Source organism: Tepidicaulis marinus, assembly GCF_000739695.1.
Classification (GTDB): Bacteria; Pseudomonadota; Alphaproteobacteria; order Parvibaculales; family Parvibaculaceae; genus Tepidicaulis; species Tepidicaulis marinus.
Genome location: NZ_BBIO01000013.1, coordinates 63,405 through 83,283 on the forward strand (window position 1 = coordinate 63,405; position 19,879 = coordinate 83,283).

Here is a 19,879-nt window from a genome sequence, read left to right on the forward strand (position 1 = left end):
TGTTACCTGCTTAGGGCCATTTCACCGCAGGCGGCATGGAGGACAGGATCGAGTCCACATTGCCGCCGGTCTTCAGCCCGAAAGTGGTGCCGCGGTCGTAGAGCAGATTGAACTCCACATAACGGCCCCGGCGGATGAGCTGTTCCTCGCGCTCCGCCTCGCTCCAGTCTTTATTCATGTGGCGGCGCACGAGCACGGGATAAATGTCGCGGAAGGTGCGGCCCACATCCTGGGTGAAGGCGAAATCCTTTTCCCAGTCGCCGGTATTGTGGCGGTCGTAGAAAATACCGCCAATGCCGCGCGCTTCATTCCGGTGGGGCAGGAAGAAATATTCATCGCACCATTTTTTGAAACGGGCGTGGTAATCCTCCCCATGCGCATCGCAGGCTTTTTTCATGGCGGCGTGAAAATCCACGCTGTCGGGGTGGTCTTGCGTGCGGTTCGCCATGAGAACAGGCGTGAGGTCGGCGCCGCCGCCGAACCACCAGTCCTGCGTCACCAGCATGCGTGTGTTCATATGCACGGCGGGCACATGCGGGTTTTGCATATGGGCGATGAGCGAGATGCCGCTGGCCCAAAAACGCGGGTCCTTGTCGGCGCCGGGAATTTGCGCGCGGAACTCTTCGGAAAATTCGCCATATACGGTGGAGGTATGCACGCCCACTTTCTCGAACACGCGGCCCTTCATGATCGACATGGTGCCGCCGCCCTGATCCTCGCTGCCGTCCCCGCGCGTCCAGGGTTTGCGCTCGAAACGGCCCGGCGCCTCACCGGCAAAGGCGGTGCCTTCCAGCGCGTCTTCGAGTTTTTCGAACTCGGCGCAAATCTCATCGCGCAGCGTTTCGAACCAGGCGCGGGCACGGCTTTTTGCGTTTTCGATATCGGGCACGTCGTTCATCCGGCTCGTTGGGCGCAGGGGCTGCGCAGTGAAAGATGGCGCAGGGGCTGCGCAGTGAAAGCTAAGGCGCGCTTTTTCGCCGCAGCCGGGTTTCTCCCGGCAGTCTGACCTGGATCAAGGCGCCTTTTGAAATGCGGCGCTACTTTCCCCCATCAGCTTGCGGGCCGCAAGGCCCCCGCGCGGCTAAGGCCGGCGAAGTGCAGTGACAGTAAGCCGGATGAGGTGTGGATGCCGGAAACAGCGAGAATGAACGAGGCGCTTGCGGTCAAATACGGCGTGAACGTGCCCCGCTATACGAGCTATCCGACCGCACCCCATTTCAGCCGGGCGGTGAGCGAAGGGGTTTACCGCAACTGGCTTGCGGCCCTGCGCCCGGAACAACCGCTCTCCTTATATTTTCACATTCCCTATTGCCGGGAGATGTGCTGGTTCTGCGGCTGCCACACGAAGGCAACGCGGCGGTATGCGCCTGTCGGAGACTATCTCGACATATTGCTGCGTGAAGTCGATCTGGTGTCGGCGGCCGCGCCGGGGCCGATGCGCGCGGCGCACGCGCATTGGGGCGGCGGCAGCCCGAGCATGCTGAGCGCGGAAGACTGGCTGCGCATGGTGGCCCATGTGCGTTCCCGGTTCACGTTCGATGAGGCGAGCGAGCTTGCGGTGGAGATCGATCCGCGCACGGCAAGCGCCGATTATATCGCAGCGCTTGGAGAGAGCGGGGTAACGCGCGTGAGCATCGGCGTGCAGGATTTCCGCGAGGAGGTGCAGCGCGCCATCAACCGCATTCAGCCTTATGCGCTGACCGCCAAAACGGTGGAACTTGTGCGCGCCGCCGGCGTCAAATCCGTCAATCTCGACTTGATGTACGGGCTGCCGCATCAGAGCGTGGATTCGGTGCTGGAGCAGGTGGACCTTGCCCATGGGCTTTCGCCCGACCGGATCGCCCTTTTCGGCTATGCCCATGTGCCCTGGATGAAGACCCATCAGCGGCTCATCGACGAGGCGGCGCTGCCGGGGCTGGGCGAGCGGTTCGAGCAGAGCCAGGCGGCGGCCATGCGGCTGCGCGCGCTTGGCTATGTGGCGATCGGCTTCGACCATTTCGCCCGCCGGGATGACGGTCTTGCCCAGGCGCTGGTCGAGGGCACGTTGCAGCGTAATTTTCAGGGTTATACGTCGGATGATGCCGATGTGCTGGTCGGTTTCGGCGCCTCGGCTATCGGGCAGATGCCCAAAGGCTACGTGCAGAACGAGCCGGCCATCGGGCGCTATGTGGAAGAGGTGAAGGCGGGCCGGCTGCCGGTGGTGCGCGGGGCGGTGCTGAGCTCGGAGGACCGGGTGCGGCGCGACATCATTAATGAGCTCATGTGCCATATGGAAGCCAATATCGCCCCGGTTTCGAGCCCCGATACGGTCGAGCGCCTGGCGCCGCTCGTGGAAGACGGGCTGGTGGTCCGGCAGGGCACCTTTATCCGCATTACCGAAAAGGGCAGGCCCTTCGTGCGCGTCGTCGCCTCCCTCTTCGATGCCTATCTGCATTACGGCGAAGAGGTCCGCCATTCAAAGGCGGTCTAGAGGGGGGGCGGTCTAGACGGGCTCAAGCTCCCGGCAAGGGGAAGCTTTGCGTCTGGCGCAGCGCCTCGCCCAGTACCATGGCAGCGGCGACCGCCACATTGAGCGAGCGGGCGCCGGGGGCGAGCGGAATAAGAAGGCGGGCATCGGCGGCAGCGTGCACGTCCTCTGGCACGCCCGCGCTTTCCCTGCCCAGCAGCAGCGTGTCGCCGGGGGCGAATCGGAAGCCTGTATAGGGTTCGGCGGCCTTGGTGGTGAGCAAAATCAGCCGGTTTTCCGGCTTCCGGGCGTCCTGGAAGGCCTGCCAGTCGGCATGTCGGCGGATTTCTGCATGCGACACATAGTCCATTCCCGCCCGGCGCAGGCCCCGGTCGGAGAAGGGAAAGCCGCAGGGCTCGATAATATCCACGGGAACGCCCAGGCACGCGCCCAGCCTAAGAATAGTGCCGGTATTCTGCGGAATGTCGGGTTGGTAAAGGGCAAGTCGCATGAGCCGTTCCATACCCCGGTACGGGGCGGGCCGCCAAACGGAAAAAAGTGAGCAGGGGGCGCAGGTTGCGCCTTAGCCTTGCCGCTTGCGGCATCCTGCCACATTTCCCGATGGCGGGTCTGGACAATCTGTGAAGACAGTGCCACAAACGCCGCACATATGCGGGTGCTGGGCGGCCTGAGCTTGGGAGGGCAAAGGCTCGTGCCATGCAGTTCGGATGGGGTGGCGTTTGTGTCAGGGAAGACATCCCGGGCAGGCGGGTGCCCTTAAGTGATGAATCAGGGAGACCTCAACCGTGGCACACATCGACACGGATGAGCCGACACGGCGCGATTTTCTATATGTCGCGACCGGCGCTTTTGCGGCAGTCGGCGGCGCGGCAGCCATTTGGCCGCTGATCGATCAGATGAATCCGGATGCATCGGCGCTTGCGCTGGCATCCATCGAAGTTGACCTTTCCTCCATCGAAGTCGGACAGAGCATTACCGTGCAATGGCGCGGGAAGCCCGTCTTCGTGCGCCGCCGTACGGCTGCGGAAGTGGAAGAGGCCAAATCGGTCCCGGTGGAAATCCTGCCGGACCCGATCGCGCGCAACGACAACCTTTCCGGCGATGTGCCGGCAACGGATGAGAACCGCGCGGCGGAAGGCAAGGAAGAATGGCTGGTCATGGTCGGCATCTGCACCCATTTGGGCTGCGTGCCCAAGGGCCAGAAAGTCGGCGATGCCAAGGGTGACTTCGGCGGCTGGTTCTGCCCCTGTCACGGCTCGCACTACGACACGGCCGGACGTATCCGGAAGGGCCCGGCGCCCCAGAACCTGGAAGTGCCGGTTTATTCCTTCCTGTCCGACGACCGGATCAAGATTGGCTGAGGGGGCGTATTATGAGCCATGAAATCACCTATACGCCGTCGAACGCCTTTACCCGTTGGCTCGACGAGCGTCTGCCCATTATGGGCCTCGCCCACCACATGCTTGAGTATCCGACACCCCGGAACCTCAACTACTGGTGGACTTTCGGCGGCATTCTCACCTTCTGCCTTCTGACGCAGATCGTGACCGGCATCATCCTGGTGATGCATTACACGCCGCATGTGGACCTTGCCTTCAATAGCGTCGAGCACATCATGCGCGACGTGAACTATGGCTGGCTGATCCGTTACGTGCACGCGAACGGCGCCTCCATGTTCTTCCTGGCGGTCTATATCCACATGTTCCGCGGCCTTTACTATGGTTCCTACAAGGCGCCGCGCGAAGTGCTCTGGATCCTGGGTGTGATCATCTATCTCCTCATGATGGCAGCCGCCTTCATGGGCTATGTGCTTCCCTGGGGGCAGATGAGCTTCTGGGGCGCCACGGTGATCACGAACCTCTTCGGCGCCATTCCGCTGGTGGGCGATGCCATCCGCGAATGGCTGTGGGGCGGCTTTGCGGTCGGCAATCCGACGCTGCAGCGCTTCTTCTCGCTGCACTACCTCATTCCCTTCATCATTCTGGGCGTCGTCGTTCTTCACATCTGGGCGCTGCACGTGCCGGGGAACAACAATCCGCTCGGCATCTCGGTAAAGGACAAGCAGGACACGGTCAGCTTCCATCCTTACATGACGGTGAAGGATGCGCTGGGCCTGACGGTCTTCCTCCTGCTCTTCGCGTATTTCGTGTTCTTCAACCCGAATGTGCTCGGCCACGCGGATAACTATATCGAAGCCGATCCGCTGCAGACCCCGCCGCACATCGTGCCGGAATGGTATCTGTTGCCGTTCTACGCGATCTTGCGGGCGATCACCTTCGATATCGGCCCGATCGATTCCAAGCTGGGCGGCGTTATCGCCATGTTCGGTTCGATCGCCATTCTCTTTGTGCTGCCCTGGCTCGACACGTCGAAAGTGCGCTCGGCGCGCTTCCGTCCGCTGTTCCGCCAGTTCTTCTTCCTCTTCGTGGTGGTGTGCCTCGGCCTCGGCTGGGCAGGCGGGCAGTCGCCCGACCGCACCATTTTCACGAGCAGCGAAGTGATCGGCACTTATGAGAGCGCGGCCGAAGCCGATGCGGCGATCGCAGAAGCGGTGAGCCAGACGGACGCCACGGCGGACATGTTCAAGAAGCATGACGTGATCGAGGGCGGTGTCTATGGCGTTGAAGTGGAACGGGTGGATTACGCTTTCGATGTGGCATCGCTCAGCCTGGTGCTGACGATCCTCTACTTCGCGTATTTCCTGATCCTGCTTCCGCTGCTCGGGCTCATCGAAAAGACCAAGCCGCTTCCGGAAAGCATTTCCAAGGCCGTTCTGGCCGAGAAAGATGCGTAAGGGGGCCGAGGGATGATCATGAAAAACGAAGCTCTGAACCAAGCCGCCCGTCCTTGTGTGTTCACGCGCTTGTCGCGCGTGGCGCCCTATATCGCGACAGCGGCGATAACGGCCCTGGGCATGATGTTTCTTGCCAGCGTGCCGGCCAAGGCCGCCGGCAATGTTGAGCTGAAACATGCCGATTGGTCTTTCGAAGCGCCGTTCGGCACCTTCGACCGCAGCCAGCTGCGCCGCGGCTACAAGGTCTATAAGGAAGTCTGCGCGGCCTGCCATTCCATGGATCTGGTGAAGTTCCGCAACCTTGCCGAAGAAGGCGGGCCGGAATTTTCCGAAGCGCAGGTGAAGGCGCTGGCGGCCGAATATGAGATCGAAGACGGTCCGGATGAATATGGCGACATGTTCATGCGCGCCCGCGAGCCGAAAGACCCGATGCCGGCACCGTTCGCCAACGAAAACGCCGCCCGTGCGGCCAATGGCGGTGCCTATCCGCCGGACTTCTCGGTGATCGTGAAAGCCCGTTCCGGCGGCGCCGATTACATTTACTCGCTGCTCACGGGCTATGAAGAACCCCCGCAGGGTTTCCCGATGTCGCCCGGCATGAATTACAACGCCTATTTCGGCGGCCATCAGATTGCCATGGCAAACCCGCTGTTCGACGAAATCGTCGAATATGAAGACGGGACGCCCATGACGGTCGATCAATATGCCCGCGACGTGGCGGCCTTCTTGACCTGGGCGTCCGAGCCGAAACTGGAAGCGCGTCATCAGCTTGGCTTCCAGGTGATGGTCTTCCTGGCGGTTCTGGCAGGGCTTCTCTACTTCGCCGGCCGCAAGCTCTGGGCCGACAAGCACTGATACTCGCGTTTCATACGCGCTGAAAAGGGCCCCTCAGGGGCCCTTTTTTATGGTCATCCTTGTCGTTTTTGATAGGTTCGCGCCCGGGTTTGGGCGGAAATCTTCAGGAAAGGCGCGCGCATGGTAAAGACGGTTCTCGGCGTAATCGGCGGCAGCGGGGTCTATGACCTCCCGGGGCTTGAAAATGCCCGCTGGGAGAAGGTGGAAAGCTCCTTCGGCGAACCCTCGGACGCGTTGCGCATGGGCACGCTGGGCGGCGTGGACATGGTCTTCCTGCCCCGTCACGGGCGCGGGCACCGGCAGACGCCGTCCTCCATCAATTACCGGGCCAATATCGACGCGCTGAAGCGGGCCGGGGTAACGGATATTCTTTCCGTTTCCGCCGTGGGCTCGCTGCGCGAGGATCTGCCGCCCGGCTCCTTCGCCATTGTCGATCAGTTCATCGACCGCACCTTTGCCCGCGAGAAGAGCTTTTTCGGGCCGGGCTGCGTCGCCCATGTCTCCATGGCCGATCCGGTGTGCCCGCGCCTTGGGGATTATGCGGAGAAGGCTTGCAAGGAGCTTGGCATCGCTCACAAACGCGGCGGCACCTATATCGTCATGGAAGGCCCGCAATTTTCCTCGCGCGCGGAGAGCCATCTCTACCGCTCCTGGGGCTGCTCGGTGATCGGCATGACGAACATGCCCGAGGCGAAGCTCGCGCGGGAAGCGGAGATCAATTACGCAACTGTCGCCATGGTGACGGATTATGATTGCTGGCATGATGACGAGCCCGATGTCTCGGTGACCCATGTGGTCGAGGTGCTGCGGCAGAACGCGGAAAAGGCGCAGGACATGCTCAAGCATATCGTCGGCCAGATCGGGCCGGGCGAGCGTGAGCCGTGCCCGATGGGTTTCGACAAGGTGCTGGATTTCGCCATCATCACGCCGCCCGAGGCGCGCGATGCGGCGCTGATGAAAAAACTGGAAGCGGTGGCTGGCCGCGTGTTGAACAGATAAGTGAGCCGAGGGGCCTTAGACGATGGACGTGAAAGATTATATCCGCACCATTCCCGATTATCCCAAGCCGGGTATTCTCTTCCGGGACGTGACGACGCTGCTTTCCGATGCGCGCGGCTTCCGCAAGGCGGTGGACGCGCTGGTGCAGCTTCATGTGGGCGATGCGATCGACCTTGTGGCGGGGATTGAGGCGCGCGGCTTCATTCTGGGCGGGGCGGTGGCCCACCAGCTCGGCAAGGGGTTCGTGCCGGTGCGTAAGAAAGGTAAGCTGCCCTGGGAGACGATCAGCCAGGAATATGAACTGGAATATGGCACCGATAAGGTGGAAATCCACAAGGATGCTGTCTTCGACGGCGCGCGGGTGCTGCTTGTCGACGACCTCATCGCCACGGGCGGTACGGCGGAAGCGGCGGTCAAGCTGATCGGCCGGGCGGGGGGCAATGTGCTCGGCGCCAGTTTCGTGATCGAACTTCCCGACCTTGGCGGACGTTCACGTCTTGAGGCCTATGATATCGAAGTGCTGTCGCTCTGCAGCTTTGAAGGAGACTGAATGAGAATCGACGGGCGCCCCATGCGGACCATTTGGGTCGGCGCGGATGGCTGGTCGGTGGAAATCATCGATCAGACGAAGCTGCCGCATCTTTTCGAGGTGGCGGCGCTGCGCAGCATGGAAGATGCGGCACGGGCAATCTCGCATATGGCCGTGCGCGGCGCGCCGCTGATCGGGGCGACGGCGGCTTACGGAGTGGCGCTTGCCATGCGCGAGGACGCAAGCGATGCCTCGCTGGAGCGCGCTGTTGCAGTGCTGGGGGCAACACGCCCGACCGCGGTCAATCTTCACTGGGCGCTCAATGACATGAAGGCGTGCCTCGGCGCGGCAAGCCCGTCTGACAGGCTCGATCTTGCCTATGACCGGGCCGCGCAAATCTGCGATGAGGATGTGGAAACCTGCCGCCTCATCGGCGCGCATGGGCTGGAGATCATCCGCGCGCTTGCCGAAAAGAAAGACGGCGCCCCCGTCAATATTCTTACCCATTGCAATGCCGGCTGGCTTGCCTGCATCGATTGGGGCACCGCCACCTCGCCCATCTATCAGGCTCACCATGAAGGCATTCCCGTCCATGTCTGGGTGGATGAAACACGCCCGCGCAATCAGGGTGCTTTTCTGACCGCTTTCGAGCTCGGCCAGGAAGGCGTGCCGCATACGATCATCGTCGATAATGCGGGCGGGCATTTGATGCAGAAGGGCAAGGTGGATTTCTGCATTGTCGGCACCGACCGCACGACGGCGAGCGGCGATGTGGCGAACAAGATCGGCACCTATCTGAAGGCGCTGGCTGCAGCAGACAATGGCGTACCTTTCTATGTGGCGCTGCCCCATTCCACCATCGACTGGTCGCTTGAAGACGGCTTGCGCGATATTCCCATCGAAGAGCGGGACGGGCGCGAGGTGACGGCCATGGCCGGGCGCATTCCGGGCGGCGAGGTGGTGGAAGTCGATATTGCCGCGCCCGGCAGCCCGGCGGCGAATTACGGGTTCGATGTGACGCCCGCGCGCCTCGTCAGCGGCTTCGTGACCGAGCGCGGGCTCTGCGATGCCAGCCGCGAGGGTCTCCTCTCGCTTTACCCGGAAAGGGCGCGGGAAGCCTCATGAGTGATCTCAGCCTTGCCATGGACGAAGAATGGGCGCGCCAATCGGTGATCGATACGGCGCTTGCCATGTCGGGCTCGGGACTCTCGCCGGGGCGCTCCGGCAATGTCTCGGTACGCTTTGGCGCTGACGAGACGTCCCAAGTGCTGATCACGCCGACGGGTATGGCTTACCCCGATCTTCTTCCGGGCGATATCGTGCCGCTGTCGCTCGATGGCGAGGTGCTTTCGGGCCGGCGGCTGCCTTCATCGGAATGGCATTTTCACTGCGCGATTTACCGTGCGAGGCCCGACATTCAGGCCATTGTGCATACGCACTCAGCTTATGCGACGGCGCTTGCGGTGCATGAAAAAGGCATCCCGCCCTTCCACTATATGGTGGCGGCGGCGGGCGGCGCGGATATCCGCTGCGCGCCTTATGCGACCTTCGGGACGGAGGAACTTGCTGCCCATGCGCTTGCCGCACTTGACGGGCGCAAGGCCTGTCTTCTCGGTCATCACGGCCAGATCGCCTGCGGGCCCAGCCTCGAAAAAGCGTTTGAGCTTGCCGAGGAAGTGGAAAATCTCGCCCGCCATTATGTCATTGCCTGCGAGCTGGGCGAGCCGCCGCTGCTTGCCGAGGATGAAATGGCCCGGGTGATCGAGAAATTCAAATCCTACGGCAAGCAGCCGGGTTGAGGGCGGCGGCGTAAGAAGACTTATGCCTTCTCGAACCATTCGAGCGTGCGCTCCCGCGCCAGCTTCGTGGCTTCCGGGTCGTAGTGCTGGCGCCGGTCCGAGTTGAAACCGTGATCGGCATCATAGATATGCACGGTGATGTCGGGGCGTTCTTCCTTGAACTTGCGCACCCAGTCGATGGGGATCGACTTATCTTTCTCGCCGAAATGCAGCATGGTGGGGCAGCGCGGCTTTTGCGTATCCATTTCCATGATGAGCCGGCCGTAATAGCCCACAGCCGAGGTTAGGCCCTCGCAATTGCAGGCGGCGAACCAGGCGACGGAGCCGCCATAGCAATAGCCGGTAATGTGCACGCGCTCATTGCCGCGTTCTTTCAGAAAATCGATCGCGGCCTGCACATCGCCCTTGGCGTAAGTGAGGCCCGTCCCTTGCGCCAGCTTGATCGATTGCTGCATACCTTCTTCGGTGTATTCGGCCTGCCAGTTCTTGAAATCGCGGTCATACATGGAAGGGGCGATGACATCGTAGCCGTCGGCGGCAAACCCGTCGCACAGCTCTTTGATGTGATCGGTGACGCCGAAAATTTCTTGAATGAGGACAAGCCCGCCTTTACGCGTGCCTTCCGCTTCCACGAAATAAGCGGCAAGCTCATCGCCGCCCGAGCCTTTGATCGTGCTCATGCTGCCTTTATGTGTCATGTGTTTCCTCCCTGATATGGTTCGCGCCGTTCGATCAGGCCTTGGCCGATGAAGGAAAAGACGAGCTCGCCATCCTGATTGATGCCTTCATTGCGCGCGCGCACGATGCCGAGCAATGGCCGGCTTTTCAGATCGATCTTCTCGATCACGGTGCTGCGATAAGTGAGCTTATCGCCGGGGCGCACGGGTTTCAGCCATTTCATGTCGAGAAAGCCGGGCGAGGGCCCGCCTTTGGGAGCGGGACGCCCGTCCGGTGCCGGTTCTACCGCCTCTTTGGGCGCGTTTTGGCGTGCGGCGATCATCAGTTTCATCCAAATGGCCGCCGTGTGCCAGCCCGAGGCGACGAGCCCGCCGAAATGGGTTTTGGCGGCGGCCTCTTCATCCAGATGAAAGGGCTGCGGGTCGTATTTCTCGGCAAAGGCGATGATCGCTTCTTTCGTGAAGGTGTAGGAGCCGAGTTCGCTCACCGTGCCGGTTTCAATATCCTCGAACCAGGCCATCATGCCGCTCCTTTTTCGTCATTGGGGCGGCGGGCGAACATCACCCAGCAGTCCGATGTCATGATGATGTCGCCGGCCTCGTTTTTCATGGTCCAGAGGAAGCGCGTCAGGCCGAGATCCGGGCGGCTTTTGGAGGCGCGGCTTTCGGTGACCTCCAGCGTGACGGAGACGCTTTCGCCGGCAAAGAGCGGACGCTTCCAGCGGGTTTCCTCGATACCGGGCGAGCCCAAAGGCGTGCAATGGGGATAGAAATCATCGGCAACGAGGCGCATGGCGATACAGCAGCTATGCCAGCCCGACGCGCAGAGCCCGCCCAGGATCGAGTCTTTCGCCGCCTCTTCATCCAGATGAAAAGGCTGCGGGTCGTACTCGCTCGCAAATTCGATGATCTCTTCCTTTGTGACCTGCCGGCTTTTCGTCGTGAAGGTGAAGCCGGGCGTCAGGTCCTCCCAGTCGTAATGCGGATCTTTCATAAAATGCGTCCCTGTTCTTGTGGGGCTTTGCCTCTTTTCTTATCGTTCAGAATACAGATGCGGCAGGGCGCGAAAACCCCCGGCCCCCAAATCAGGTGATCAGATATGGACGATGCCCGTGCAATTCCGGTTCTTGCCTCGCTCGATCTCGAGGAGACGGCGGCTTTTTATGCCGATCAGCTTGGCTGCAAGGTCGAGCGCTACGGGGATTATGTCATCGCCCGGCGCGGCGCCATCGAAATCCATTTCTGGGCCTGCACGGAGCGCCATATTGCCGAGAACACGTCCTGCTATATCAGGGGCGGGGAGGTGCCTGCGCTTTATGAGGAATTTTCAAAGCGCGGTGTGGAGCGGCTGAGTGATTTCGCCGTGCGGCCCTGGAACATGAAGGAATTTTATGTTCACGACCCGCACGGCAATCTGTTGAAATTCGGTTGTGCGCCGGAAGAGGCGAACGCTTTTGCCTGAGGCGCGCCGCTTCTAGTTTGCGAAGCGGAAATGCATGATGTCGCCGTCAAGAACGACATAGTCTTTGCCTTCAAGGCGCATTTTGCCCGCATCCTTCGCGCCTTGTTCGCCTTTCAGCGCGATGTAATCGTCAAAGGCGATCGTCTCGGCCCGGATGAAGCCTTTTTCGAAATCCGTGTGAATGACACCGGCAGCTTGCGGCGCTTTGGTGTTTTTCTGGATCGTCCAGGCGCGGGTTTCTTTCGGCCCTGCGGTGAAATAGGTGATGAGATCGAGCAGGGAATACCCGGCGCGGATCAGCCGGTCGAGACCGGCTTCCGTCAGATCGAGCTCAGCGAGATATTCCTGGCGCTCTTCGTCGTCTAGCTGGGAAAGTTCGGCTTCGATCTTGGCGGAAATGACGACGCATTCGGCGCCTTCCGCCTCCGCGCGTTTCTTCACGGTCTCCGAAAAGGAATTGCCCGTCGCGGCCGAGCCTTCATCGACATTGCACACGTAAAGCGTGGGCTTGGAGGTGAGAAGCTGCAGGCCCTTGAAGGCGCGTTTTTCTTCGTCTTTCACTTCCAGCAGCCGCGCAGGCTTGCCTTCGCGCAGGAGAGCGAGGGCACGGTTGACGAGATCGAGCTGGAGTTTTGCTTCCTTGTCCTGCCCGCGGATTTTCTTTTCGAGATTAGGGATGCGCTTTTCCAGACTGTCGAGATCGGCGAGCATCAGTTCCGTTTCCACCGTGTCGGCATCGGCGAGCGGATCGATCTTGCCTTCCACATGAGTGATGTCTTCATCTTCGAAGCAGCGCAGCACATAGGCAATGGCGTCCACCTCGCGGATATGGGCGAGGAACTGATTGCCCAGCCCTTCACCTTGCGAGGCGCCGCGCACGAGGCCGGCGATATCGACAAAGGTCAGCCGCGTCGGGATGATTTCCTTCGATCCGGCAATGCTAGCAATCTGAGTGAGCCGGGGGTCCGGCACCGCGACCTCGCCCACATTCGGCTCGATCGTGCAGAAGGGGTAATTCTCCGCCTGAGCGGCGGCGGTCTGGGTCAGGGCGTTGAACAGCGTGGATTTGCCGACATTGGGAAGCCCCACAATTCCGCATTTGAACCCCATCTGGGTTACTCCTTTGTCTTCGGCGCTGGCTCACCCGGCGCGGCTTTGGGCGCGCGGGGCGGGTTGAGCGCGAGATGTACTTTATTGGCGAAGGTCGCGTCCTTGCCCTCGGCCAGAAGGGGGGCTTCGGCGGCGACCGCGTCCAGCAATTTATCGAGCCAGTCCTGATCGGCCTTGGCAAAGTCGGAAAGGACGTGGGAATGCACGCGGGCCCTGTCGCCCGGATGGCCGATGCCGAGCCGCACGCGGATAAAGTCCGCGCCGATATGCTGGGTGATGGAGCGGATGCCGTTATGACCGGCCGCCCCGCCGCCCAGCTTCACGCGGATCTTGCCGGGCGCCAGATCAAGTTCGTCGTAAAAGACGATGACGTCTTTCGGCTCCAGCTTGAAAAAGCGCATGGCTTCGCCGACCGATTGGCCGGATTCGTTCATATAGGTCTGGGGTTTCAGCGCCACGACCTTCTCCCCGCCCATCAGCCCTTCGCACATCAGGGCCTGAAATTTCTGGCGTTCGGGAGAAAAGGAATGGCGGCGGATGATGCCATCCACCGCCATGAACCCGATATTGTGGCGGTTCCGGGCGTATTTGGTACCCGGATTGCCGAGCCCGACGAAGAGTTTCATTGAGCCGGTCTCCGTCGTTGCCGGACGGCTTACTCTTCGCCGCCCTCTTCTTCCTTGGCTTCCTCGCCGCCTTCTTCACCTTCTTCGGCTTCGTTCTCAGCGGAGACGAGGCCGGCAGGCGCGGCGATGGTCGCAACCGTGAAGTCGCGGTCCGTGATGGTCGGTGTCACGCCCTTGGGCAGTTTGATGGCCGAGATGTGGATGGAATCACCCACTTCCGTGCCGGTCAGATCCACTTCGATGAATTCGGGGATCGATTCGGCCGGGCAGTTCAGTTCCACTTCGTGGCGCACGATGTTCAGAACGCCGCCGCGCTTGATGCCGGGAGAGGCTTCGTCGTTGAGGAAGTGCACCGGCACTTCCACGGCGATCGAGGCGTCTTTCCCGAGGCGCAGGAAGTCGATATGGATCACGAGATCGCGCACCGGATCGAGCTGGACGTCACGGGGAATGACGCGTTCAACCTTGCCGTCCACATCCAAATTGAGCAGGTGGCTCATGAAGGTGCCGGTGTTCCAGAGACGTTCGATTTCGTTCTTGGCGAGCGAAATGAGCTCGGGCGATTTCTTGTCGCCGTAAATAACGGCGGGGATACGGCCTCCACGGCGAACTGCACGGGCTGCCCCCTTACCGGCCCGTTCGCGGGTGTCGACCTTGAGGGTTCTTACCTCGGCCATGTCATATTCTCCAATAAAAACAGGCCCTTAGCGCAATTAGGCGACGCGAAGGACCCGTAAGCCTTGCAAAAAACCGCCTCCTCCAGGGGTGTCGGCGGTCAGGTGAGGCGGGTTATAGCCCTCAAGCCCCGAAAACTCAAGTGGGAGAAGCCGCCGGAAGGGCGGTTTTGGCCTTAGGGAGCCGGAAGGAAAAAACGGGCCGGAAAGGCCGGTTTTCAGTCGAAAAGGCTGGAAACCGAACGCTCCTCGGAGGTGCGGTGCATGGCCTCGCCGATCAGGGGGGCGATGGTGATGGTGCGGATGTTCTGCGCCACGCGGACCGCTTCCGTCGCCTGGATGGAATCGGAAATCACCAGTTCCTTCAGGGCTGAGGAGGAGACACGGGCAACCGCGCCGCCGGAAAGGACGCCATGGGTCACATAGGCTGAAACCTGTGTCGCCCCGGCCTCGAGCAGCGCCTGGGCGGCGTTGCAGAGCGTGCCCGCGCTATCCACGATGTCATCGACGAGGATACAGGAGCGCCCGCTCACATCGCCGATAATGTTCATGACTTCCGATTCGCCGGCCCGCTCGCGGCGCTTGTCGACGATGGCAAGGTCCGCATTGAGGCGCTTGGCGATGGCCCGCGCGCGCACCACGCCGCCCACATCCGGCGAGACGATCATGAGGTTCTGGCCCTTATAATGGGCCTGGATATCGCGGGTGATGACGGGGGCGGAAAAGAGATTATCCGTCGGAATATCGAAAAAGCCCTGAATCTGTCCGGCATGCAGATCCAGGGTCAAAACGCGGTCGGCGCCTGCGGTAACAATGAGATTGGCCACGAGCTTCGCTGATATGGGCGTGCGGGCCTGAGGTTTGCGGTCCTGCCTGGCATAGCCGTAATAGGGCAGAACGGCGGTGATGCGGCGCGCGGAGGCGCGTTTGAGCGCATCGATGATGATCAGCAGTTCCATCAAATGGTCATTCGCCGGATAGGAGGTCGACTGGATGACGAAGACGTCTTCCCCGCGCACGTTTTCCTGAATTTCGACGAAGACTTCCATATCCGCAAAGCGGCGGACGACCGATTTTGTCAGGGGAAGGTTGAGATAAGCTGCGATAGCTTCGGCAAGCGCCCGGTTGGAATTGCCTGCGACAAGTTTCATCTGGTCAACCCTCTCGGCCCGCTTTATCGGGCCGTTTGATGCCTAACTTTTTCCCGCCCCCGGCGCGGGCCGCGCAAATTGCGGCCGGCCCTGTCGGCGGGCGCGTTTTAACAGGGGGGCAGGACCCTGTAAACATTCAAAGGCCTGCCTCTATACCCTGTTACACCTGCGGCTCCCGGCTCCGGTCAAAAGAGCTCAGGAGCGCGCATTTTGCGGGGCCAGAAGCTCCAATATGCCGTCGGCGGCGGCCTTTCCCGCCGCTTCGGCAATCAGCCCCCACGACCGGTCGATCTCGCTATTTTCCACGTCGTTCGCCTGGCGCACGAGCCCGAGCGGGGTGCCGTCCTTGGCCGCCACCTGCCATTCGATTTCCACCCGTGTGCGGGCGCTGCCGCGCGGAGCGGTTTTGATATCGCCGGTCACGAAATAGCCTGTTCGCGCAGCTGGGTTTCCGCCCGCCTGCCGGTCTTTTTCCGTCAGTGCCTGGCGCAGCGCGCGGGCAAGGGTGGTGCCGTCCGTGCGTCCCGTGCTTCCGCCTCCCGTATCTGCGGGGCGGACGGTCACAAGGAAACGTGTTTCACCTGCCAAGGTGGCGGCAGGAGCGGTGCCTGCCGTTGCAAGGCGGTCATCAGCGGTGAGCGCGGCAGGGCGGTCAAAGCCTGCGGGTGTTATTTCCGGCCCAAGTTCCAGAAGGCCCTCGGCTTCGGCATAAAGCGCGCCCGGCGTTTTAGTGGTGCCCGGTGTTTGAGCGGGTGCGGCCTCAGGCGCCTTCAATTCGGCAAAGCGGGGCCAGGCGCCGAGCTTGTTCACCGTCTCTCCGGCAAGGCGCTGAATGTCTTCTTCGGAAAGTGCCTGCCAGACATTGCCGTTTGCCTTAGAGGAGGGCGGCAGGCGCTGCTCGATCACGGCGCGGTGGAGGCGTGTGCCCTCGCGGTTTTCCATATCAGCGACCAGCAGCACGATAATGCCGGAGGCATTGGCGGCGGCTTTCACCGCCGTCTTCAATTTATAAGCGCTTTGCAGCGTCTCGAGGCTGGACGCGGTGACGGATTGGCGGGCGAGCGCGAGGCGCAGCTCTTCCTGCAACCGGTTTGAGAGGGCAGAGGGAGCGCCTTGCGGCAGCTCGATTTCAACGCTCTGGCGGATGACCGGCGGTGCTTCGGGGGCAGCTTGCGGGAACGGGCGGACGGAAAGGGAGCCGGTGATTTCTTCGGACGTGTCCTCTTCGTTGAAAATCCACCAGCCATCGTCCGAGCAGGCGGCGAGCGGCAGAGCAAGTGTCAGAGCGGCGAGAAGCGCTTGCGCTTTTCCAGAATAATATCCAGCCGGCCGCGCCATCAGGTCCCCTCGCTCGCGTGCTGTGCCGGTTCTTTCTATGCGATTCGCGCGTTTTGAGCGAGGCACCGTGCAAAGACGAGTGGGTGGGGGTCAGCGCGGAGTGATTCGGATCACCGAAATCTGCCGCCCGTAATCGGGTTCTTTCCTGTGCGTGGTGCGGCGGAAAGAGAAAAAGCGCTGCGGGTCTTCATAGGTGCAAAGCTGCAAATCGTCGATCTGCGCGATGCCGGCATCTGCAAGGCGCCGGCGCACAAAACCCGTCAGGTCGAAAAGAAAATGCGCTTCTCTTTCGGCGGGGATGAAATAACGCGCATTCTCCCCGTTCTCTTTCAAAAAGGTATCGCGGAACTCGGCGCCCACTTCATAGTTCTTCTGGCGGATGGCCGGGCCGATCGCGGCGATGATGCGCTCGCGTTTCGCGCCTTGTTCTTCCATCAAGGCAAGCGTGCTTTCCAGAACGCCGCCGATCGCGCCTTTCCAGCCGGAATGGGCGGCGCCTACAATCGACTTTTCTTTGTCGGCAAAAAGCACGGGCACGCAGTCGGCGGTCAGAATGCCGAGGGCGAGATCCTTTTCGCCCGTGACCATTGCATCGGCTTCGGGCCGTGTGTCGCTATTCCATGGGCTTGCCGCATAAACGGCATCGGGCGAATGCACCTGATAGAGGGTGAGCAGTGCATCGGGGGCGGCCTCCATCGCGGCGGCGACGCGGGCGCGGTTCTCGCGCACATGTTCGGGATCGTCCTTCGAGCCCGGACCGCAATTCAGGCTTTCATAAATGCCGCCCGAGATACCGCCTTCACGGGTGAAAAAGCCGTGGCGGATATGGGGCAGGGCTTTCAGGAGCTTGCTCTCGATCATGACGGCTCTTTAGTTGAGGCGCGTTAAGCGCGGTCGAAACCGGCAGGCGGGGCCATGTCGGGCGCGGTGACGGTCAGCACTTTGAAAAGCGTGCCCATCTCGCCGGGGTCGGTCAAGCGGTGCATTGCGGCCTTGATGTCCCGGCTTTGCGCGGGCGTTGCGCTTGCTTGCAATTTTTTGGCGCGCTGGATGATCCCCAGCATGGAAAGAAAGGCGCTTTGCGTCGTCAGCGGCCAGATCTTCGCGCCGCCTTTGGCAAAGCATTGGGCGAGCGCGGCAAAATCCACATGGGCGGTCAGGTCCGCCTCGCCCGGATCTGCAAAGGGATCGGCATAATCATGGGCGCGCACCGCTTGCAATGTGTCGCCCGGCGCGCTTTCTCCATGGCCGTAATCGATGATGAGGCCCGCGCCGCCATGGCGTTTTAAATGTGCGCCCAGCGTTTCGGCAATGCTTTGCGCGGCGGGGCAGATTTCGGCGACGGAGCCCGGCGGGGCATCGAGCACGTTTAGGGGCAAGAGCGCGGTATTTGGAATAGGGTCTGGGGCAAGTTGCAGAGCAAAATCCCAGCCGCCATTTTCCTGCGGTACGAGGCCGAGGCAGCGCTCATGCCAGCCCTGCTCGGTGCGCTGGAACTGGCGGATGGGCAAGGCATCGAAAAATTCATTGGCGATGAGAAGCAGCGGCTTTTCCGGCAAGCTTTCGATGCTGGCATGCCAGGTGGCCTGGGGCACGCGGGCGCGCTGCTCGGCCATGAGGGCGGGGGAGGTTTCGACGAAATGCACCTCGGCGGCCTCCAGCAGCTCCGGCACGACTTTCAAGGTGCGCAAGACATCTTCCATCAAAGTGCCGCGGCCGGGGCCAAGCTCCACCAGGGCGATCTCACCGGGCGCGCCCATGCGCTGCCAGGTATCCGCGCACCAAATGCCGATCAGCTCGCCGAACATCTGGCTTATTTCCGGCGCGGTGGTGAAGTCGCCTTTCTCGCCGAGCGGCACCTGTTTCATGTAATAGCCATGCTGCGGATGGCCGAGCGCCAGCGCCATATAATCTGAAATGGCGAGCGGGCCCTGATTGGCGATCAGGGTGGCGATCATGTCGGAAAGCGGGTTCATGATTTTTTACGCGGCTTTTTGCTTGCAGGTTTTGCTTGAGGCTGCGGCGTGCGGCGCTGCGCCCAGAAGATGATGGCAAGGCCGATCATTACCATGGGCAGCGAGAGCAGCATGCCTTGGGTAAAGATGCCGGCGTAATAACCGATATGGGCATCGGGCTCGCGGAAGAATTCGACGCAGATGCGCGAGGCGCCATAGCCTGTGATGAAAGCGCCAACGATCGTGCCCGGTTTTTTCAGGGCATCCGTGTGGTGCGTTAGAAAGCGCAGCAGAATGAAAAGCACGATGCCTTCAAGGGCCGCTTCGTAGAGCTGGCTGGGATGACGGGGGAGGCCTAGCGGGTCGGTCGGAAAGATCACGGCCCAGGGCGCGTCCGACGGGCGGCCCCAAAGCTCGGCATTGATGAAATTGGCGATGCGGCCGAAAAAGAGCCCGATGGGCGTTGCCGCCGCCACCATGTCGCCGAGCGGCCAGAGCGCGATGTCCTTGCGCCGGGCAAAAAGCACGATGGCCAGCACGACGCCGAGAAAGCCGCCATGGAAGGACATGCCGCCTTCCCAGACCGCGACAATGTCCCCCGGATTGGCGAAGTAATAGGCTGGCTTATAAAAGAGGACGTAGCCGAGGCGGCCGCCCAGAATGACGCCGAGCGCCGCCCAGAGCAGAAGATCGTCGATCTCCTCGCGCGTTGCCGGGCCCTTGCCGCCCCAAAGCGCGTTTGTTTCGGTCAGCCGCACGATATAGCGCCAGCCAAGAAGCAGCCCGGCAATATAGGCCAGCGCATACCAGCGGATGGCGAAGGGGCCGATTTGAATGAGCACCGGATCGATATCGGGAAAGGGCATGGGGCGCCTGAGAAAGTGAATGGATGGCCGTGCCGCTAGTCTCACCGCGGCGCGGGGTAAGTCAAGCGCAGGGCGGGCGGAGCTTGCGTGCGCCCATCGGAGGCTGCGGCGTCTCGCCTCTCGCTTTTTACCGGCGCCGCGTTATGGTGTGTGCCGGATCTGGTGAGTGCCATTTGAGGAGAATGCCATGGCGCAGTATGAAAACCGCATTCTGGACGATATGGCGAAGCTGTTCACATCCGCAGCGGGCGCGGCCCAGGGCGTGCGCCAGGAAGCGGAGACGTTCTTCCGGGCGCATTTCGAGCGCATGATCGCCGATCTCGATCTCGTCTCGCGCGAAGAGTTCGAGGCGGTGCGCGATATGGCGGCGCTGGCGCGTGAGGAAAACGAGGCACTGCGCGCGCGGATCGAAGCTTTGGAAGCAGCGCAGAAGAAACCGGCTGCGGCAAAAGCCAAAAAGACGGATTGAGCGCGCTCGTCCACGGCGCCTTATCCGCGTGGATTTTATTCACACAAAATTCGCTTATCGGGGAGGCGTGCGCTCTTGCGCCGACTCACCTGTTCATGCACGCTGCTT

The 19,879-nt window shown here is 61.5% G+C and carries 23 protein-coding genes; 10 read left to right on the forward strand and 13 right to left on the reverse strand.

Going from position 1 to position 19,879, the window contains the following annotated elements; genetic code table 11:
- Positions 1-10: 10 nt before the first annotated feature.
- A complete protein-coding gene (gene hemF, locus M2A_RS12155) occupies positions 11-898 on the reverse strand; it encodes an oxygen-dependent coproporphyrinogen oxidase (protein ID WP_045447856.1) in 888 nt (295 codons plus the stop codon).
- A 246-nt stretch (positions 899-1,144) separates the two neighbouring features.
- Here hemF and hemN point away from each other — a divergent pair, with 246 nt between their 5' ends.
- Positions 1,145-2,470, forward strand: coding sequence for an oxygen-independent coproporphyrinogen III oxidase (hemN, locus tag M2A_RS12160; protein ID WP_045447859.1), 1,326 nt, complete (start codon positions 1,145-1,147; stop codon positions 2,468-2,470).
- A gap of 22 nt (positions 2,471-2,492) precedes the next feature.
- Here the strand turns inward: hemN and M2A_RS12165 are convergent, their stop codons facing one another.
- Positions 2,493-2,957, reverse strand: coding sequence for a tRNA (cytidine(34)-2'-O)-methyltransferase (locus tag M2A_RS12165; protein ID WP_439645675.1), 465 nt, complete (start codon positions 2,955-2,957; stop codon positions 2,493-2,495).
- Positions 2,958-3,252: 295 nt separating this feature from the next.
- Between M2A_RS12165 and petA the strand changes: the two genes are divergently transcribed.
- The 7 genes from petA (at position 3,253) to M2A_RS12200 (ending at position 9,443) form a co-directional block, all read left to right on the forward strand.
- Positions 3,253-3,828 (forward strand): ubiquinol-cytochrome c reductase iron-sulfur subunit, encoded by a 576-nt coding sequence (gene petA / locus M2A_RS12170; RefSeq protein ID WP_045447864.1) that lies wholly within the window; start codon positions 3,253-3,255, stop codon positions 3,826-3,828.
- An 11-nt stretch (positions 3,829-3,839) separates the two neighbouring features.
- Positions 3,840-5,261 (forward strand): cytochrome b, encoded by a 1,422-nt coding sequence (locus tag M2A_RS12175; RefSeq protein ID WP_045447867.1) that lies wholly within the window; start codon positions 3,840-3,842, stop codon positions 5,259-5,261.
- 18 nt (positions 5,262-5,279) lie between these two features.
- A complete protein-coding gene (locus M2A_RS12180; RefSeq protein ID WP_244444450.1) occupies positions 5,280-6,116 on the forward strand; it encodes a cytochrome c1 in 837 nt (278 codons plus the stop codon).
- Between the two features lie 120 nt (positions 6,117-6,236).
- Complete coding sequence (locus M2A_RS12185; RefSeq protein ID WP_045447869.1) at positions 6,237-7,115, forward strand: S-methyl-5'-thioadenosine phosphorylase; 879 nt, start codon at positions 6,237-6,239, stop codon at positions 7,113-7,115.
- A gap of 22 nt (positions 7,116-7,137) precedes the next feature.
- Positions 7,138-7,665 carry an adenine phosphoribosyltransferase gene (locus M2A_RS12190; protein ID WP_045447872.1) on the forward strand — a complete coding sequence of 176 codons (528 nt, stop codon included), beginning with the start codon at positions 7,138-7,140 and terminating at the stop codon, positions 7,663-7,665.
- Positions 7,666-8,769: an S-methyl-5-thioribose-1-phosphate isomerase gene (mtnA, locus tag M2A_RS12195; protein ID WP_045447875.1), complete on the forward strand. Its 1,104-nt coding sequence runs from the start codon at positions 7,666-7,668 to the stop codon at positions 8,767-8,769.
- A complete protein-coding gene (locus tag M2A_RS12200) occupies positions 8,766-9,443 on the forward strand; it encodes a class II aldolase/adducin family protein (protein ID WP_045447877.1) in 678 nt (225 codons plus the stop codon). Before mtnA ends, M2A_RS12200 begins: the two co-directional genes overlap by 4 nt.
- 20 nt (positions 9,444-9,463) lie before the next feature.
- Here M2A_RS12200 and M2A_RS12205 read toward each other — a convergent pair whose 3' ends face one another.
- The 3 genes from M2A_RS12205 to M2A_RS12215 are packed head-to-tail and all read right to left on the reverse strand — an operon-like array spanning position 9,464 to position 11,114.
- On the reverse strand, positions 9,464-10,141 hold the full coding sequence (locus M2A_RS12205; RefSeq protein ID WP_045447880.1) for a dienelactone hydrolase family protein: 678 nt from the start codon (positions 10,139-10,141) through the stop codon (positions 9,464-9,466).
- Complete coding sequence (locus M2A_RS12210; RefSeq protein ID WP_045447882.1) at positions 10,138-10,641, reverse strand: MaoC family dehydratase; 504 nt, start codon at positions 10,639-10,641, stop codon at positions 10,138-10,140. The genes M2A_RS12205 and M2A_RS12210 overlap by 4 nt, the downstream gene beginning before the upstream one ends.
- Complete coding sequence (locus M2A_RS12215; protein WP_045447885.1) at positions 10,641-11,114, reverse strand: MaoC family dehydratase; 474 nt, start codon at positions 11,112-11,114, stop codon at positions 10,641-10,643. Before M2A_RS12215 ends, M2A_RS12210 begins: the two co-directional genes overlap by 1 nt.
- A 105-nt stretch (positions 11,115-11,219) precedes the next feature.
- Between M2A_RS12215 and M2A_RS12220 the strand changes: the two genes are divergently transcribed.
- Positions 11,220-11,582 (forward strand): bleomycin resistance protein, encoded by a 363-nt coding sequence (locus M2A_RS12220; RefSeq protein ID WP_045447889.1) that lies wholly within the window; start codon positions 11,220-11,222, stop codon positions 11,580-11,582.
- Between the two features lie 12 nt (positions 11,583-11,594).
- Here the strand turns inward: M2A_RS12220 and ychF are convergent, their stop codons facing one another.
- The 8 genes from ychF to lgt all read right to left on the reverse strand — a co-directional run bounded on the left by ychF (position 11,595) and on the right by lgt (position 19,302).
- Positions 11,595-12,692 (reverse strand): redox-regulated ATPase YchF, encoded by a 1,098-nt coding sequence (gene ychF, locus M2A_RS12225; protein WP_045447892.1) that lies wholly within the window; start codon positions 12,690-12,692, stop codon positions 11,595-11,597.
- A 5-nt stretch (positions 12,693-12,697) separates the two neighbouring features.
- Positions 12,698-13,318, reverse strand: coding sequence for an aminoacyl-tRNA hydrolase (gene pth, locus M2A_RS12230; RefSeq protein WP_045447895.1), 621 nt, complete (start codon positions 13,316-13,318; stop codon positions 12,698-12,700).
- Positions 13,319-13,347: 29 nt separating this feature from the next.
- The gene (locus M2A_RS12235) at positions 13,348-13,995 is read right to left on the reverse strand and encodes a 50S ribosomal protein L25/general stress protein Ctc (RefSeq protein ID WP_045447898.1); all 648 of its coding nucleotides are present in this window, start codon (positions 13,993-13,995) and stop codon (positions 13,348-13,350) included.
- 215 nt (positions 13,996-14,210) lie between these two features.
- Complete coding sequence (locus M2A_RS12240) at positions 14,211-15,143, reverse strand: ribose-phosphate pyrophosphokinase (protein ID WP_045447900.1); 933 nt, start codon at positions 15,141-15,143, stop codon at positions 14,211-14,213.
- Between the two features lie 195 nt (positions 15,144-15,338).
- Positions 15,339-16,481: a hypothetical protein gene (locus M2A_RS12245; RefSeq protein ID WP_045447904.1), complete on the reverse strand. Its 1,143-nt coding sequence runs from the start codon at positions 16,479-16,481 to the stop codon at positions 15,339-15,341.
- Positions 16,482-16,571: 90 nt separating this feature from the next.
- A complete protein-coding gene (gene pgeF / locus M2A_RS12250) occupies positions 16,572-17,342 on the reverse strand; it encodes a peptidoglycan editing factor PgeF (protein ID WP_045447907.1) in 771 nt (256 codons plus the stop codon).
- Positions 17,343-17,365: 23 nt separating this feature from the next.
- The gene (locus M2A_RS12255) at positions 17,366-18,457 is read right to left on the reverse strand and encodes a class I SAM-dependent methyltransferase (RefSeq protein ID WP_045447910.1); all 1,092 of its coding nucleotides are present in this window, start codon (positions 18,455-18,457) and stop codon (positions 17,366-17,368) included.
- Positions 18,454-19,302: a prolipoprotein diacylglyceryl transferase gene (gene lgt, locus M2A_RS12260; protein ID WP_045447913.1), complete on the reverse strand. Its 849-nt coding sequence runs from the start codon at positions 19,300-19,302 to the stop codon at positions 18,454-18,456. Before lgt ends, M2A_RS12255 begins: the two co-directional genes overlap by 4 nt.
- 187 nt (positions 19,303-19,489) lie before the next feature.
- On the opposite strand from lgt, the gene M2A_RS12265 reads away from it, so the two are divergent.
- Positions 19,490-19,771, forward strand: coding sequence for an accessory factor UbiK family protein (locus tag M2A_RS12265; RefSeq protein WP_045447916.1), 282 nt, complete (start codon positions 19,490-19,492; stop codon positions 19,769-19,771).
- Positions 19,772-19,879 lie beyond the last annotated feature (108 nt).

Bases quoted from the DNA above. Each gene is read 5' to 3' on its own strand.
- M2A_RS12255 (WP_045447910.1), bottom strand. From the start codon at position 18,457: ATGAACCCGCTTTCCGACATGATCGCCACCCTGATCGCCAATCAGGGC.
- M2A_RS12240 (WP_045447900.1), bottom strand. From the start codon at position 15,143: ATGAAACTTGTCGCAGGCAATTCCAACCGGGCGCTTGCCGAAGCTATC.
- hemF (WP_045447856.1), bottom strand. From the start codon at position 898: ATGAACGACGTGCCCGATATCGAAAACGCAAAAAGCCGTGCCCGCGCC.
- ychF (WP_045447892.1), bottom strand. From the start codon at position 12,692: ATGGGGTTCAAATGCGGAATTGTGGGGCTTCCCAATGTCGGCAAATCC.
- pth (WP_045447895.1), bottom strand. From the start codon at position 13,318: ATGAAACTCTTCGTCGGGCTCGGCAATCCGGGTACCAAATACGCCCGG.
- M2A_RS12180 (WP_244444450.1), top strand. From the start codon at position 5,280: ATGAAAAACGAAGCTCTGAACCAAGCCGCCCGTCCTTGTGTGTTCACG.
- M2A_RS12190 (WP_045447872.1), top strand. From the start codon at position 7,138: ATGGACGTGAAAGATTATATCCGCACCATTCCCGATTATCCCAAGCCG.
- M2A_RS12220 (WP_045447889.1), top strand. From the start codon at position 11,220: ATGGACGATGCCCGTGCAATTCCGGTTCTTGCCTCGCTCGATCTCGAG.
- M2A_RS12175 (WP_045447867.1), top strand. From the start codon at position 3,840: ATGAGCCATGAAATCACCTATACGCCGTCGAACGCCTTTACCCGTTGG.
- M2A_RS12205 (WP_045447880.1), bottom strand. From the start codon at position 10,141: ATGACACATAAAGGCAGCATGAGCACGATCAAAGGCTCGGGCGGCGAT.
- pgeF (WP_045447907.1), bottom strand. From the start codon at position 17,342: ATGATCGAGAGCAAGCTCCTGAAAGCCCTGCCCCATATCCGCCACGGC.
- hemN (WP_045447859.1), top strand. From the start codon at position 1,145: ATGAACGAGGCGCTTGCGGTCAAATACGGCGTGAACGTGCCCCGCTAT.
- M2A_RS12200 (WP_045447877.1), top strand. From the start codon at position 8,766: ATGAGTGATCTCAGCCTTGCCATGGACGAAGAATGGGCGCGCCAATCG.
- M2A_RS12210 (WP_045447882.1), bottom strand. From the start codon at position 10,641: ATGGCCTGGTTCGAGGATATTGAAACCGGCACGGTGAGCGAACTCGGC.
- M2A_RS12265 (WP_045447916.1), top strand. From the start codon at position 19,490: ATGGCGCAGTATGAAAACCGCATTCTGGACGATATGGCGAAGCTGTTC.
- M2A_RS12235 (WP_045447898.1), bottom strand. From the start codon at position 13,995: ATGGCCGAGGTAAGAACCCTCAAGGTCGACACCCGCGAACGGGCCGGT.
- mtnA (WP_045447875.1), top strand. From the start codon at position 7,666: ATGAGAATCGACGGGCGCCCCATGCGGACCATTTGGGTCGGCGCGGAT.
- M2A_RS12165 (WP_439645675.1), bottom strand. From the start codon at position 2,957: ATGCGACTTGCCCTTTACCAACCCGACATTCCGCAGAATACCGGCACT.
- lgt (WP_045447913.1), bottom strand. From the start codon at position 19,302: ATGCCCTTTCCCGATATCGATCCGGTGCTCATTCAAATCGGCCCCTTC.
- M2A_RS12185 (WP_045447869.1), top strand. From the start codon at position 6,237: ATGGTAAAGACGGTTCTCGGCGTAATCGGCGGCAGCGGGGTCTATGAC.
- M2A_RS12245 (WP_045447904.1), bottom strand. From the start codon at position 16,481: ATGGCGCGGCCGGCTGGATATTATTCTGGAAAAGCGCAAGCGCTTCTC.
- M2A_RS12215 (WP_045447885.1), bottom strand. From the start codon at position 11,114: ATGAAAGATCCGCATTACGACTGGGAGGACCTGACGCCCGGCTTCACC.